The organism is Paraoerskovia marina, from assembly GCF_900105445.1.
Taxonomy (GTDB): domain Bacteria; phylum Actinomycetota; class Actinomycetes; order Actinomycetales; family Cellulomonadaceae; genus Paraoerskovia; species Paraoerskovia marina.
Genome location: NZ_LT629776.1, coordinates 859,338 through 874,415, shown reverse-complemented (window position 1 = coordinate 874,415; position 15,078 = coordinate 859,338). Strand labels below are relative to the sequence as shown.

General features: G+C 63.2%; 10 protein-coding genes and 1 pseudogene. 7 read left to right on the top strand and 4 right to left on the bottom strand.

Annotation, left to right across the window (positions count from 1 at the left end):
* Positions 1 to 24: 24 nt before the first annotated feature.
* The 3 genes from BLU20_RS03885 to dnaK form a co-directional block, all read right to left on the bottom strand.
* Complete coding sequence (locus BLU20_RS03885) at positions 25 to 1,020, bottom strand: DnaJ C-terminal domain-containing protein (protein ID WP_083371666.1); 996 nt, start codon at positions 1,018 to 1,020, stop codon at positions 25 to 27.
* 141 nt (positions 1,021 to 1,161) lie between these two features.
* A complete protein-coding gene (gene grpE, locus BLU20_RS03880) occupies positions 1,162 to 1,755 on the bottom strand; it encodes a nucleotide exchange factor GrpE (RefSeq protein WP_052366957.1) in 594 nt (197 codons plus the stop codon).
* Positions 1,752 to 3,620, bottom strand: a complete 1,869-nt coding sequence (gene dnaK / locus BLU20_RS03875; RefSeq protein ID WP_083371665.1) for a molecular chaperone DnaK — start codon at positions 3,618 to 3,620, stop codon at positions 1,752 to 1,754. Before dnaK ends, grpE begins: the two co-directional genes overlap by 4 nt.
* A 312-nt stretch (positions 3,621 to 3,932) precedes the next feature.
* Here dnaK and BLU20_RS03870 point away from each other — a divergent pair, with 312 nt between their 5' ends.
* From BLU20_RS03870 to BLU20_RS14155, 5 genes and pseudogenes are all read left to right on the top strand, one after another.
* Entirely contained in the window at positions 3,933 to 4,655 is a 723-nt protein-coding gene (locus BLU20_RS03870; RefSeq protein ID WP_172829007.1) for a TnsA-like heteromeric transposase endonuclease subunit, read from the top strand.
* 10 nt (positions 4,656 to 4,665) lie between these two features.
* The gene (locus BLU20_RS03865; protein ID WP_231959284.1) at positions 4,666 to 6,666 is read left to right on the top strand and encodes an integrase; all 2,001 of its coding nucleotides are present in this window, start codon (positions 4,666 to 4,668) and stop codon (positions 6,664 to 6,666) included.
* Entirely contained in the window at positions 6,663 to 7,730 is a 1,068-nt protein-coding gene (locus BLU20_RS03860) for an ATP-binding protein (protein ID WP_083371662.1), read from the top strand. Before BLU20_RS03865 ends, BLU20_RS03860 begins: the two co-directional genes overlap by 4 nt.
* Positions 7,669 to 8,202, top strand: a pseudogene (locus BLU20_RS14365) (TniQ family protein); the annotation flags it as partial. The gene BLU20_RS03860 and the pseudogene BLU20_RS14365, both read left to right, overlap by 62 nt.
* Positions 8,203 to 8,391: 189 nt before the next feature.
* Positions 8,392 to 9,468, top strand: a complete 1,077-nt coding sequence (locus BLU20_RS14155) for a hypothetical protein (RefSeq protein WP_231959283.1) — start codon at positions 8,392 to 8,394, stop codon at positions 9,466 to 9,468.
* A 394-nt stretch (positions 9,469 to 9,862) separates the two neighbouring features.
* Here BLU20_RS14155 and BLU20_RS14360 read toward each other — a convergent pair whose 3' ends face one another.
* Entirely contained in the window at positions 9,863 to 10,132 is a 270-nt protein-coding gene (locus BLU20_RS14360) for a helix-turn-helix domain-containing protein (RefSeq protein WP_083371660.1), read from the bottom strand.
* A gap of 1,990 nt (positions 10,133 to 12,122) precedes the next feature.
* On the opposite strand from BLU20_RS14360, the gene BLU20_RS03840 reads away from it, so the two are divergent.
* Together BLU20_RS03840 and BLU20_RS14355 are read left to right on the top strand one after the other, a co-directional pair.
* A complete protein-coding gene (locus tag BLU20_RS03840; RefSeq protein WP_231959282.1) occupies positions 12,123 to 13,475 on the top strand; it encodes an SIR2 family protein in 1,353 nt (450 codons plus the stop codon).
* Positions 13,476 to 14,396 carry a DNA-processing protein DprA gene (locus BLU20_RS14355; protein ID WP_083371657.1) on the top strand — a complete coding sequence of 307 codons (921 nt, stop codon included), beginning with the start codon at positions 13,476 to 13,478 and terminating at the stop codon, positions 14,394 to 14,396.
* The last annotated feature ends 682 nt before the right edge of the window (positions 14,397 to 15,078 follow it).

The window sequence follows — 15,078 nt, the reverse complement described above, 5'->3', positions numbered from 1 at the left end:
CGCCTCTGTCCTGCCTCCGTGTGCCTAGCTGCCGGCCCTCTCGGCCAGGCCTTCACGGACATCCTCGTCGCCGGTCGCCTGCGCGAGCGCCTCGACCGCCTTCTTGGCGTCCTTCGACAGCTTCTGCGGAACCGCGACCTGCACGGTCACGAGCATGTCACCCGTGCCCTTTGGCGTCACGACCCCACGGCCCTTGACGCGCAGCACCTTGCCGGACGAGGTGCCGTGCGGGATCTTCAACTTGACGGAGCCGCCGTCGAACGTCGGGACCTGCACGGTGGCGCCGAGCGCCGCCTCGACGAAGGAGATCGGCAGCGTCATCCTCAGGTTCCGGCCCTCCATCGTGAAGACCGGGTGCGGAGTCACCGAGACGGTGATGTCGAGGTCTCCGGCGGGACCGCCGCCCGTCCCGGGCTGGCCCTTGCCGCGCAGGCGGATCTTCTGCCCGTCCTTGACCCCGGCGGGGAACTTCGCGTTGACCTTGCGGCCGTTGACGTTCAGCGAGAGCGTCGTGCCCTCGACCGCCTGACGGAAGTCGATCGTCGTCGACGCCTGGACGTCGCGGCCCTTCTGCGCCGGGTTCGGCCGGAAGCCGGCCTGGCCTCCGCCGCCGTAGCCGCCGCCGAACATCGAGCCGAGGATGTCCTCGAACCCACCGGCACCCGCGCCGCCACCCGACGTCGAGTAGCGCTGACGCGTCCCGCCGCCGAACATCGAGCCGAACATGTCCTCGAACCCGGCCGAGGAGCCGCCCGGGCCGCCTGCTGCGAAGCGAGGACCGCCACCGGCCATCGCGCGCAGGCCGTCGTACTGCTGGCGCTGCTCCTTGTCGGAGAGGACGGCGTAGGCCTCGCCGATCTCCTTGAACTTCTGCTCCGCCTTGTCGTCACCCGGGTTGTGGTCCGGGTGATACGTGCGGGCAAGCTTGCGGTAGGCCTTCTTGATCGCGGCGTCGTCGGCGTCCTTCGGGACACCGAGCGCTGCGTAGAAGTCTTTCTCGATCCAGTCCTGACCGGTCACGGCGCCTCCTTTCCTCGGTCATGCTCTCTACGTTCGTCCGTGGGCCCGACCGGGCCCACCACCTGCTCGGCCGAGCAGGCGGCCCGCCCTCAGGACCGGGGTCGAGGGGCGGACCGCATGCTCGGCGCGGTGAAGCGGGTGCTACTCGGGCCCGACGACGGACACGCGGGCCGCGCGGACCACACGCTCCCCGATCCGGTACCCGGGCTCGATCACGATGTTGACCGTCGAGGACGTCGCCTCGGGGTCGGTCGAGTGCATGAGTGCCTCGTGGAGGTTGGGGTCGAACTCGTCCCCGACCGCGCCGAACCGCTCGATCTCGAACTTGGCGAGCGCGCCGTCCAGCTTGTCGCTGATCGCGACGAACGGACCGGTGAGCTCGCCGTGCTGGCGCGCCCGCTCGATGTCGTCGAGCACCGGGAGCAGCCCGGCCAGGACGTCCTGGACGCCCTGGGTCCGTGCCGCCGCGTTGTCACGCACCGCACGATTGCGGTAGTTCGTGAAGCTCGCACGCTCGCGCTGGAGGGCGTCGAGGTGCTCCGCGGCCTCAGCCTTCGCGGCCAGCACGGCGGCGTCCTCGGACGCCTCCTCGCTGGGCTCGAAGTCGAGTGCCTCCAAGGGGTCGCCCTCGGGGGCGTCCCCCGCGGACGCCGCCTGCTCGGCGGCGTCCGCGGGCTGTGCCGACTCGTCCTCGGGACGCTCGTTCTCGGGGGTGGTGTCGTCAGCGGACGTCACTTGCGGTCACCCTCGGTGTCGTCGTCCACGACCTCGGCGTCGACGATGTCCTCGTCGTTCTCCGGGGTCTCGGTGCCCTGGTCGCCCGCGGCAGTCTGCTCACCGGCAGCCTGCTCCTGCGCGTAGAGCGCCTCGCCGATCTTCTGCGACGACGTCATGAGCTTCTCGTTCGCCGACTTCACGGCCTCGAAGTCCTCGCCCTCGAGCGCGGTCTTCACGGCGGCGATGTCTGCCTCGACCTCGGTCACGACCTCGTCGGAGAGCTTCTCCTTGTTGTCGTTGACCAGCTTCTCGGTCGAGTACGCGAACGACTCGGCCTGGTTGCGGGTCTCCGCCTCCTCACGACGCGCCTTGTCCTCGGCGGCGTGCTCCTCGGCCTCCTTCACCATGCGGTCGATGTCCTCCTTGGGGAGGGCCGACCCGCCGGTGATCGTCATCGACTGCTCCTGGCCGGTGCCACGGTCCTTGGCGGACACGTGCACGATGCCGTTCGCGTCGATGTCGAAGGTGACCTCGATCTGCGGCAGACCGCGCGGCGCCGGCGCGATGCCGGTGAGCTCGAACGTGCCGAGCGGCTTGTTGTCGCGGGCGAACTCGCGCTCACCCTGGAAGACCTGGATGAGGACCGACGGCTGGTTGTCCTCGGCGGTCGAGAAGACCTCGCTGCGCTTGGTCGGGATCGCCGTGTTGCGCTCGATGAGCTTGGTCATCACGCCGCCCTTGGTCTCGATGCCGAGGGAGAGCGGGGTGACGTCGATGAGCAGGACGTCCTTGCGGTCACCGGAGATGACACCGGCCTGCAGGGCGGCGCCGACGGCGACGACCTCGTCCGGGTTGACGCCCTTGTTGGGCTCCTTGCCACCGGTGAGCTCCTTGACGACGTCGGTCACGGCCGGCATACGCGTCGAACCACCGACGAGCACGATGTGGTCGATGTCGTTGACCGAGATGCCCGCGTCACGGATGACGGCGTGGAACGGCGACTTGGTCCGGTCGATCAGGTCCTGCGTCATCTGCTGGAACTGCGCACGCGTGAGCTTCTCGTCCAGGTGGATCGGGCCGTTCTCCGACATGGAGAGGTACTGCATCGAGATGTTGGTGCTGGTCGCGGACGACAGCTCCTTCTTGGCCTGCTCGGCCGCCTCGCGCAGACGCTGCAGCGCGATCTTGTCCTTGGACAGGTCGACGCCCGAGTTGTTCTTCACCTGCTTGATGAGGTGCTCCACGATGCGCTGGTCCCAGTCGTCACCACCGAGGCGGTTGTCACCGGAGGTCGCGCGGACCTGGATGGTCGAGAACTCGTCCTCGTCCTTGCCCACCTCGAGGAGGGAGACGTCGAACGTTCCGCCACCGAGGTCGAAGACGAGGATGAGCTCGTCCTCCTTGCCGCGCTCAAGGCCGTAGGCCAGAGCAGCCGCGGTGGGCTCGTTGACGATACGCGTGACGTTGAGGCCTGCGATCTGTCCGGCGTCCTTGGTGGCCTGACGCTCGGCGTCGTTGAAGTAGGCCGGGACGGTGATGACGGCGTCGGTGACGGCCTCGCCCAGGTACTCCTCGGCGTCGCGCTTCAGCTTGCCGAGGATGCGAGCGGAGATCTCCTGCGCCGAGTACTGCTTGTCGTCGATCTCGACCGACCAGTCGGTGCCCATGTGGCGCTTGACCGACGAGATGGTGCGGTCGACGTTGGTGACGGCCTGACGCTTGGCCACCTCACCGACGAGCACCTCGCCCGACTTGGAGAACGCCACGACGGACGGGGTGGTGCGGGCGCCTTCGGCGTTCGCGATGACGGTGGGCTCGCCACCCTCGAGGGTGGAGACCACCGAGTTGGTGGTTCCGAGGTCGATTCCTACTGCACGTGCCATGGTCAATCCTCCGTTTGCTTCGGGTGCAGGGCCCGCGGGCGGTCGTGCACGGAGAACCGTGCGACACCCCGAACGGGCTGGTTGAGTCTGCTGCACTCAAGGTAAGCCTGCCTCGCTCGGCATTGCAAGCGCTGGAGTCCAATCTTGAGTCTATCTGGCTCAACTCTGCACGCGACCTACATATTCCCGGGCCGAACGCGCGATCCAGAGCCTGATGATTGTAGTTTCGCGTTACAGATGGCGAATTTCGCGTTAAGGTGTCGGCAAGTTGGCGAGTTTCGCGTTTGCGTGTCGGTACGGGAGGATCTGCTCGTGCCCAACAGCGACGTCGAGGTCCGGTATCGGACCCGAACCCTGGACGACGTCATCACAACCCTCGATGCGGTGGATGCCCAACGGATCGCGGCCGGCTCCCCAGTCCGAGAGTTCCCTGTGTACATGGGCAGGGCGAACTACTCCGGGTACTTCTGGTCGGCCACGATGCGCGACCACGTCGTCTACGAGAGCCTCCTCGAACAGTCGTGGCTCTGGCTTGCAGACTTCGCCCCCGAGATCACATGCATCGCGGCTCAACCGATGTACGTGCGCGGGCCTGATGGCGACCGCTTCCGCACTCGCGTCCCCGACTTCTTGTGCCTCACCTCGAGTGGCTCCGTGCGCGTGGTCGACGTGAAACCTGCGCCGATGCTCAAGAAGTCTGAGGTGACCAGTTCTCTGGCTTGGATGGCCGATTTGTGCAGTGCGCGTGGCTGGGAGTACGACGTGTGGACCGGGCCAGACCCCGTGGTTCTACGCAACGTTCGTTGGATCGCCGCGGCTCGAAGTCCGCAGGCGCTGGAGATTCTCGATGCTAGAAGCACAGTCCGCTCGGCCCGCGGCGGAGCCACCTTCGCTGACCTTGAGTCCCGTCTCATCTCCACGGGCTGCAGGTCCCCTCGCTTGGAGATCCTGGGAGCGCTGTGGCTCGGATTGCTGAGCGCTGACCTCCGTGTCCCGCTTGCCCCCGACTCATGGTTGGAGCCCGCAAGTGTCTAGCCGACCGGTAGTGGAAGTGAAGATCGGTACTCGAGTTTGGTGGCACGGCGAGTACTGGGGAGTGCAGGGCTTCGTTGACGGCTTCGTCCAGCTCAGAGCGCGGGACAAGGTGGCGTCAGTCGCCATTGCAGACCTTGCGCGAGCCTCACTCGATGAGGCGACCGACAACGAGCATACCGATCTACCTCTGGAGGGCAGCGCTGCACTCACCTCGCTTACGTCCGCCCAGCAGGATCATGTTGAGAATCTCGCCGCCGCGATCCGCACGCTCCTCGACGATCCAGCACCCCTAGCGCCACGGATTCGCGGCGCGGCGAAGAAGCTGGGGATATCCACCCGCTCTCTGGAGAGGCGGGTCTCGGCATACCGCAGGTTCGGTGTGGCTGGACTCATGGACTCACGCCGCACAGGAACTCGTACATCGAGGATCGATCCTCGCTGGGATGAAGCGTGCTTGAAGGTGCTCCACAACTACACATACGCATCCACCCCGACAAAATCGGCTGTAATCGCGCAGACTGCTCGAGAACTCCTGGAGACCTACGGCCCGGACGTCGTGCCAATGCCGCACCCGGCATCAGCGTATCGGCGTCTCGATCGGCTATCAAAGGGGCAGTACACCTTCGGAAGTGCAAGTGGTCGCCGCTCAGCAGCAGAGCGTCCGACAGGCGTCCTAGGCAGGTTGCGAGCCGATCGGCCGGGGCAATACGTCGTGCTGGACACAAACGATCTAGACGTTTTTGCGATGGAACCGGTGACGCTGCGCTGGGTGAAGGTTCAACTGACTGCGGCGATGGACCTGTACTCGCGTTGCATCGTCGGCCTAACGGTGACCCCGGTCTCCACCAAAGCGGTGGACGTGGCGAACGTCCTCTACCAGTGTGTGCAACCTGGCGACGAGGCCGAGCTGACGGGGAAGTTCCCTTACCACGGGGTGCCTGATGCGGTGTTAGTCGGCACCGAGGTGCCGGATCACCGACTTCTGACTCGTCAAGGCGGCCTGCCAGCGGTGTTCGCAGAATCCATCGTTGTGGATCGCGGTAGGCAGTACATCTCTTCGCACGTCATAAGCGCGTGCGCACGGCTGGGGATCTCGGTGCAACCCGCAAACCCAAAGAAGCCAACGGACAAGCCGACGATCGAACGATTCTTCCGCACGATGCGCGAAGGCCTGCTCCAGCACCTACCTGCGTACAAGGGCCCCAACGTGTACTCACGAGGAAGAGACGTCGAGAGCGAGGCGTTTTTGTGGGTGTCCGAACTCGAGCAGATCATCCGCGAGTGGGTCACTACCGTGTACCACCAGAGCCCGCACAGAGGACTGACCGTCCCCGAACTTCCGCGGGCTGAACTGAGCCCCATCGAGGCGTACAACCTCGGGATCGCCCGGACTGGCGGCATGGTGCTGCCCGCCCACGTCGGCCTCGCGTACGAGTTTCTCGACGTTCAATGGCGCACGATCCAGCACTACGGAGTAGACATCGGCGGGCTGAGGTACGACGGCAAGGCGCTGAATGCGTATCGTGGCCGGCGATCGGAATTCACCGGCAAGCACACAGGCAAGTGGCCGTTCTACATCGATGCGCATGACGTGCGGCAGGTGCACTTCAAGGACCCCGCCGACGGCGCCTGGCATTCTCTGCGATGGGAACACGCACCCGCACTTGGGGCACCGATGAGTCAGGACGCTGTGGAATACGTCAAGCGTCTCGCTCTCCGTGAGGACCGGCACGTCGAACCGCAGTCGGCGCTCGACGACCTTCTACAGCGGTGGGAACGTGACGCCGTGACCGACCGGCGCGATCGCAACCTGGCTATCCGTCTGAGCGCACAGCGCGGAGAACCCCTGCCTACCGAGCCGACCGCGTCCGAAAAGGTAGCAGCTCTGCCGCGCGTTGTGAGCCTTGCCGGTGAACGGTCAGCAAGGAGACTGCGGGTCGAGGAGGACGAGCTCAGCGTGTTCGAAGAGTTCCCACCCGACGAGTTTGGGTACTCGGTGATCGACGATTGAGTAACTACTGGGCCGAATGGCTGCGCATCTACGACACTGACCACTTCACTCTAAGCCGCAAGCAGGGCTGGGACCGATTCGTCAATTCTGCACCCCGCGAGGAGTTCGCCACGCTCTCTCGCACTCAGATGGGGAGACTGTCGAAGGACGAGCGGAGAGACTACAACGAGGCGCGCATGGTGTGGAACGCGAACCTGCCCACGGTACGCACCTCACAACTCGCGCATGCGAACTCCATCATCGACATGGTCCTGGCCTCCGCCCGTCGGGACGGGGATAAGTTGCGTGGTTCAGTCGTCATCGATGCGGAACCCGGCCTCGGCAAGACGACAATCGCCACTCGCTACGGCCGAGCGTTTCATCGCGACCAACACCGCAGGTACGGCACCGAAACGCCTGAAGGGCACCAATTTCTGCCTGTCGCGTTCATACCGATCGCGGCACAGACCACCCTCAAGGGCCTGAATCAGCGCCTGCTGAACTTCTATGGCCATCCGGCTGCCAAAACGGCCACGAAGGACCGGCTGGCCGTACACCTCGTCGACGTCGTTGGCAGCTGTCAGACCCGACTGATCATTATCGATGACATCCATTTCGTGGATTTTAGGAATCGCAACGGCACAGAGATGTCCAACCATCTCAAGTGGCTCGCCAACGAATTGCCTGTCACGTTCGTGTTCGCTGGCGTCGACCTCGAGCAGAAGCGGTTCTTCGATGAAGGCCTCACCGGCGAGGAAGCAGTCCTTGCCCAGACGGCGCGTCGCGCTACCCGCGTCCAGGTGGCGCCATTCTCGATTGCCTCCGACGCTGGAATGACGGCCTGGATCGCAATCCTGCGAGCGTTCGGTACCCACCTGAAGCTGGCGGACGGCGACGGTGAGATGCTCGTTCCCCTTGCGCACGAGATTCATCGCCGCACGCAAGGTCGCGTCGCCTCGTTGACGAACATGCTCGACCGCGCCAGCTACCTCGCAATCAGGTCTGGAACCGAGCGCATCACTGATGACGTGCTTGCCAAGGTCAGGGTCGACAACGCCGGGGAGAACGGTGCCCGCCGTCTCTAGCGCGAACCCACGGCCTGAGAATGTCAACCCCCGCGGGGGACAGGGGCTTCGCCAGGTGCCCGGCGGCTATGACATCGATCGTCTCCCGATCAGCGTCCTCCGGCGAGACGGCGAACTACTGGAGTCCTGGCTTCACCGCACCGCGTTCAGATACGGGTTACACCCTCGGGCAATGCTCGGTGAACTGGGCATCCATGTCGATCCTCAGCGCCGACTCAAGGTCCACGAGTTGTTCGACGACGATGCCGCAATGCGAGCCGGCCAGAAGTTGGGGCTCGAGCCGGCTTCGCTGACCAAGACCGGACGCACTCTCGCCACTCTGCGAAGCGCGCGCGAGGCACACGACGCCATCCTCAACGGGACGACACGGCCACGATTCTCATCGGGCACACGGTGGTGTCCTCACTGCCTAGAGGCGGGCCACTGGGACGAGCAGTGGCAGGATCCCATGTGCTGGTACTGCACGAAACACTCTGTGCACTTGCTCGCTGAGTGTCCACGTTGCGGAATCATGCCCTACTCCACTACCTCCTGGAACACGACACGGGCGGAACCGCGAACGTGCCCGTCCTTCGTGACGGGCGACAAAGTTCTACAAGGTAGGTATCGGATCCGTTGCGGCATTCGACTCGACCAGATTAAGGCGAGAACTGCTAGTCCCATGGAAGTACGAGACCAGCAGTTCATCTTCGAACTCGCCCGCGGGGCGGTTAGCACACCCGAAGCTCCGGTATTCGCATCGGGTCTCCAGGTGCGCGCGCAGGTCGTGTTCGAGGCGATCCTCGAGATGATCTGCGCGGGGAGCGGCATGGCTACGCTCGCGGTCCAACCATCCGAAGCGATGGAGGCAGTCGCTGCGTTCCACGCCGCCATCGCCGTAGTGCGATGTTCGTCGCTCGAGGCCTCGTATGAGGTCGCGCAGTCTCATGGAGTACTGCCTGACGTCGACCGGATCGCAACCCTCGGATCACAGCAGTTGGCCCGCCAGAACCCTCGAAGCCCACTACTCATCGCAATGTGGATGGCCACCATCCACGATGAACTCTCACCCAGCCTCAAACTGACAGTCCGCATGGGTTCAGGCCGGCCGAGGTACCCGGACGGATGGCAGACTCATGACCGCTTCCTCCAAGCCTCCGACGCGCACCCGGCTCTACCAATCTCCTGGATCCCCCAAACCGCGTGGCCCGGCGCCCTGCAACTCGCCGATGCATCAGCCCTCGGGCTGGAGACACCGCACGGTCGGGCCTTCATCTCCATGTGTCTCGCCCGCTACGGGACGACGCGTAGCTGGCGGGCAATTGCTACGTCACTCGGACTACCTGCGTCCGCCGGACGCGGAGTCCACCGCGCCTGGGGGAAGATCGAGGCGGCCGACCGCACGTCCGCGTACATTCAGGCGATCGATCGGTTGTTCATCCAACTCCACGAGGCGCCACCGCCCATCGACTATGAGAGGCGCCGAACATTGCTATGGCATGTCGGCACTCTCGCGAAGTCCATGGCACGCGAGAGTCCGAGTGCCAAGGGGTGGCCGAGCATTTCTCACTTCGACGACCATGTCGAGTTCTGGGCTACGTACACGGGCGGCAGCACCGAGTTCGCCCCGCCTTCCTACCGCGATGCCGCATGGACGGCTACCCGCGGGAGCATCCATAGCCCGCGCCTCGACAATCTCCCAATTCAGGATTCCGCATCGGCGACCGCCGGTGAACCCATGACCTGGACACCGCCTTGAACTGGTACCGGTATGCCCCACGTCCCAGCTCCACACATCAGGCCCCTGAGCGAGAATGCCCATCTCCTCGAGTACACCTTTGCCAGATGGATAGTCGAGGACGAGGCTGTGGGTGTATTTGCCAGGGAAGCGTCACTTGCCGAAGCACTGCGAGTGGGCGCCCCGGGAATTCGCGGACCTCGTCGCCAGACTGCCAAATTGCGCTCCGTCACTGGGGCTGTCCATTGGGCACCCTCAGTAGACCGACTCCGCCACGCTGAGGGCCCACTCGCGGATCGTGCACGATTTGCCCTAGTCCATCGATTGGGAACGAGGGAGCACCTCGAGCCGTGGAGGCTGCTTTCAGGCGGGACGCGGACTGAATGGGCACCAGTCTCTGAGTCCGGCCAACTCACTATTCGCCGTCGGGGCCTTCCTCCGTGGCGACGAGTGCCGTGATGGGCACTTCGAGCGCACGCGCCAGGTCGTAGAGCCGCTCGAAAAGAACGCTCCGTCGACCCCTTTCCAACTCGATCAGGACGTTACGACTCAGCCCACTCTCGAGTGCCAAAGCCTCCTGTGTGAGCCCCGCATCGAGTCGGAGCTTGCGGACCCGCCCGCCCACAAGGACTCGGGAATGCTCCCAGGCGTCTCGCACCTCAGGCTCCACAGAATCTCGACTCATTGGCACGCTTCACATGCCACACTTGCGGGACACGGAAGTCTGCCCTACTAGTAGGGCATGACTCTTGAGGCGCTTGAAGGCCCAACCGAAGCAACCCTCGAACTTCGACTAACTCTTGGCTCCGGAGTAACTACCGGAGCCCTGCGATGCTTCGTTCGCCTGCTCGATGAACTTCAGGTCGACGACGAGGTCGACCTGTATACACCTGCGCTCCCGGGACATCCAGTCTCACTTGGAGTTGAACTCGACGCCCTCACGCCAGTGCCAGCCAACGTGCCGGATACCTCGCTCGCTAGCGGCACCGCCCGCTAGGAATCCCTAGATTACTTGCGTCCTAACCTGCTCCGATTCACGGCAGAAGGGCGGGAATCACGCATGTACGAACCCTCAGAGCCCTCGGTCACATGGACGATCTGCGTGCCACACGCTCTCGACTAGCACGTTCGCTCACTTGCCACCGCGCACGGACGAACTCTCTCCGAAGCCGTTCGGGATGCGGCGCGTGAGTACCCGAGCCGCTGGGAGCGATGGGAGCCAGAACACCTAGGTCGTGACGCGGGCCGCCCACGTGCTGCACCCGGATGTGCGCCTCCTCGCCGACCACGACCGGCCCGTTCTCCCCTGACTCGGGGTGGGGCACCAACTGCGTGAGCGTCTGGATACACCCCGGAATCGGGTACTCGTCCTGCGCATGGGCCAAGAGCGACTTACGTGTGCTCGCGGAGATCGCCATCTCGCTCTCGGAAGTCGAAGGTGTCGTCATCCTTGCAGGCTGCGCGGACAGGTGCCGACGCGGCCTAAGTCTGTCGTGAACATGGCGCCACACTCGATGAGCCCTTGCCCTGGCTGGAGCGGGGACACAAGGAGCAACCGCTCGCGTCTTGCCAAGCTGACATCACGCACGATCTGGTTCGCCCATCATCCGGGACTGCCCCGGGCAGTCCCAATCCACCAGTTCGGACGATGGCGTGAGTACCTGCAGAGCCTCGACGACCTCTTCCATCTCTTGCATGACACGCCGCCGCCGATCGACTATCAGGGACTCAACCGGGGACCCCAGCACCTCCGCCCCGTCGCCAAGCAACTGATACCCGGACTCCGCGCCTCCGCTGGGACCACTTTCACACTCGCGGGACTGACCAGGTCGCTGTGGGCCCTCTCTACGAACGGCGACGCCAGCCTCGCACCACCTGGATACGGTCGCAGTTCCGAGAACCAACCCGCAGCGCCCCGCTCCTCGACGCGGCACTGGTCACGGAGCCATGGCCACAGCACCTACTGCCCCTTGATGGCCCACTGACGTGGAGCCCACCTTGAAGGGGCCTCAGCACGGCGGCTGCCTACTGGGCCTCAGCGTTCCGGTCTCCGGCGGCCGTGCAGATCGACAGAACACTGCAGTGGATCCTCGATAGCCCCCTTCGTACGCACGACGCCCGTCTCCGCTCACTTGCCGCAGCTTTGCGCACGGCAACCGGCATCCCGCGGCTTCCGCGCGCCCTCGTCTCGGACCTGCTCGACACCGCCGAAACACTCCTGCGCCCGAGAACGCCACCAGTGTTCAGAGGACGACCGGTCCACTACCAGCCCCAGTCCGGCTCCCACTCGTCTACACCTCAAGACGACGAGTTCGGCTTGCCGACTGGCAGCTCGACTGGTGAATGATGACTCGCACTGTTGGTGGCTACTGAGAGCATCCTTCGCGAGCACGACGGACGGGCCAAACATGCAGGGACTGCCTGTCCTCGCCCTCGACGAGTACCGCATCTCCGGATGCGTCGCAACCACCCCGTACATCCATGCAACCTCGTTCACACACATCACACCAATCCCAACGCCCGTCGTCTACTAGAACCGACGAGGACCATGGAGACCTTCCCAGGTACGCTACTCTTCAAATAAACCGCATGTCCGCACACCCTTACACTGGCACAAGTGAGGCAAATTCATGCCAACATCCCAATATGCGTTGATCGAGGCTTTCGGACGCGCGGTGGAACAGGGTAACGCCGTCATCTTTGTGGGTGCAGGCCTCTCCCAAGGCGCAGGCCTCCCAGGATGGGAAGAATTGCTCGAAACCCCAAGTCGCGAATCGGAAATCCCAAGCGAGTCAGATCTACCCCTGAAGGCCGAGTACATCATCACAGAAGGAACATACCATCGAGAGCGGCTCGAGCAACACATCCTCGCCGAGATAGCAACCACCTCACCCCGACCAACCTCGACACATTCATCACTATCCTTGTTGCCAGTCAATCAATTCTGGACTACCAATTACGACACACTACTGGAAGAAAGCATTCCCGACGCGACAGTCGTCGAAGTCGACTCCAGAATACAGGTCCTCGGCTCGGTGAACCGAAGCATAGTCAAAATGCATGGAAGCATCGGCACTGACGATGGGCGTCATAAATGGGAATCCCCACCAGTCATCACTCGATCAGACTACGAAAACTATGAAAGAGACTGGCCGCGGACAGCTTCGCTCCTACGAGCGACATATCTCAGTAAGACGTTTCTATTCCTGGGATTCAGCTTTACGGACGCGAACATCGAAATCCTTCTTTCGCTGTCCCGTCGCCTCAGCTCCGATGCTGGGACGCGCCACCTCACCGTGATTCGCCGCCCCTCAGCCAAGGATTCGGATGCTCGGAGACTTCATAACCTGAAAGTAAGAGACCTCGAGTTGAGCGGCGTTCGTGTGCTGGAGATCGATGACCATGCCGAAATTGAACCGCTTCTGGAAAGACTGATTCGGAGAACCCGCCCCACAAGGCTGTTCATAGCAGGGAGTGGTGAAACAACTGACACCAAGTTCCGCGGGTATTGCAGCGCTCTAGGCGTCGCTCTCGCCAACAAGATCGATTGGGAAATCTGCTCTCTAGGAGGCCCAAGTGGTTGGTGTGTTTCCAGAGAGGTCGCTCGTATCCGTCGGGCCGAGAACACATACTCGCCAGAGCAGATCGTCACGCGCTTTCGAGGCTCAACAGCGCCGCCCCCTCCGATGGACGAACGCGTCGGCACGGCAGTGTTCTCCGATTTAACGCGTGAACCCCTGGTGAAGGGAACGCTAGCCGAATCTCGCGCGATGGTGGTCATTGAAGGTGCCACACGAACCAAGGAAGAGATCATATGGGCGGCCGAGGCGGGGCTAGGCGTTGTACCCATAGCAGGATCAGGTGGAGCGGCGCAGGAATACTGGCAGGAAAATAGGGACAATCCCCCGGAACTCGGGGGCCAGACGGTTGATATAGCGGTTTGGGAGCGCCTCGGGTCTGACGACCCTCACGTCGCGGCGCGCGCCGCAGTCGCACTCCTGTCTCAGGCAATGTACGAGACCCAATAGATGAACCCGCTCGTGTCAGTGGCCGACGGTAAAGTAACTCGTATGGATGAAGCTCAGGTCAGCGCAAGGGTACTCGCTGCACTCGAAGTGCTTCCTGCCGACCCTACCGATCTAACCAATATGCTTCTTAGTGAGACTGACCGCGACGCGCTACTTTTAGGGGCGATCAAGCCGGAAACAGGGCTGCTTGCGCGTCACATCAGCGCCATGCTCGATAGCGGCCGCGAGAGCTTTTGGCGGGAACGTATCGGTTCTATCCTTCGGGGCGGGGGGGCGTCATTTCTCCCTGCCCACTGTGGCAACTTCCCTCGGGCGCTGCTGCAGGTTTGGGACGCCCCTCCATTCCTCTTTTGCCAAGGAGCACTTGCGCGACAGGACTCACGATCCCTCGCCATCGTCGGCAGTCGCCGTGCCAGCTTCCAATCTCAGGCCGCAGCGTTCGAGATAGCCCAGGAACTTGCCACGGCTGGCTGGGAGATTGTGTCCGGTCTCGCTATAGGAGTAGACACACAGGCTCACCTTGGGGCGCTCCAGGGTGGACGGACGACCGCGGTGCTCGGGAGCGGCCTAGACAAGGTGCTTCCGTCCGAGAACTTGGCACTCGCGCGAGACGTTGCTGAATCAGGCGCACTCGTTTCCCAGTTCCCACCGGGGTCCCCGGGGACAAGTACGACTTTCCTCCGTCGCAATAGAACGATTGCTGGGCTGAGCACCGCCAGCCTGGTTATCGAAGCCGAGGCTCGAAGCGGGAGCCGCCATGAACTAGAGTGCGCAATATCGTACGATCGCGCGGCTCTACTCTGGGAACCGGTTATGGCGCGGATGAGTTGGGCCCGGGACCTCGTAGAGTCTGGCACTGCAAACTTCGTAAGTAGCGTGGATGATATTGTCGCCGTCGTAGAAAGCAGAGCACGCCAATGATTCTCCGACAACTGGATAGGGCTACGCGACAAGAGTCGGACTCGACAGTCGGGGAATTGTCCGGTTTCACAGTTGACGATGCCCGGGCTTGCCGGTACTGCCACAGTTGGAAAGAAACCGACCAACCGGAGTGTGAGAACTGCCTGGAGGTTCGCGACGCGCTGGGCAGCCCACCGATCGAACTCTCTGCGGTAACGCTTTATCGAAAGCCGTCAGCACTTCGGGATTGGCTGACCGGCTACAAGGGACGTGGCTCAGAGTCCTCCATAACGCCGTACACTTGCCGTTCTAGAGTACGCGCCATATTAGCGCGGATGTTCTTCGAACACGGGGCAGAGATTTTCCGCTCTACCGCCGGTTTCGATGGGATCGTCGTCGTACCATCTACAGCTCGTATGCCGCCGCACGAACTTGTGGAGCTCTTAGAGAGTATCCCGCTCGAATTGCCAATTGTGGAAGCCTTAAGGAGGGGGCCCGGCGAGCTAGGATTTCGACGGCCATGCTCAACGGGGTTCGTGCCGATAAGAGAGGCGCGCGGTAGACGCGTGCTGATAGTCGACGATGTCTATACGACTGGCGCTCGAATAAATAGCGCGGCTGCCGCGCTTCACGTCGGGGGCATCGAGGTTGCTGGCTCCTTGGTCATAGCACGCCGGGTAAATCCGGAATACCGTGAGACAGC

Coding starts and splice junctions, on each gene's coding strand:
- dnaK (WP_083371665.1), bottom strand. CDS start 3,620: ATGGCACGTGCAGTAGGAATCGACCTCGGAACCACCAACTCGGTGGTC.
- BLU20_RS14155 (WP_231959283.1), top strand. CDS start 8,392: ATGGAAGTACGAGACCAGCAGTTCATCTTCGAACTCGCCCGCGGGGCG.
- BLU20_RS14360 (WP_083371660.1), bottom strand. CDS start 10,132: ATGAGTCGAGATTCTGTGGAGCCTGAGGTGCGAGACGCCTGGGAGCAT.
- BLU20_RS14355 (WP_083371657.1), top strand. CDS start 13,476: ATGAACCCGCTCGTGTCAGTGGCCGACGGTAAAGTAACTCGTATGGAT.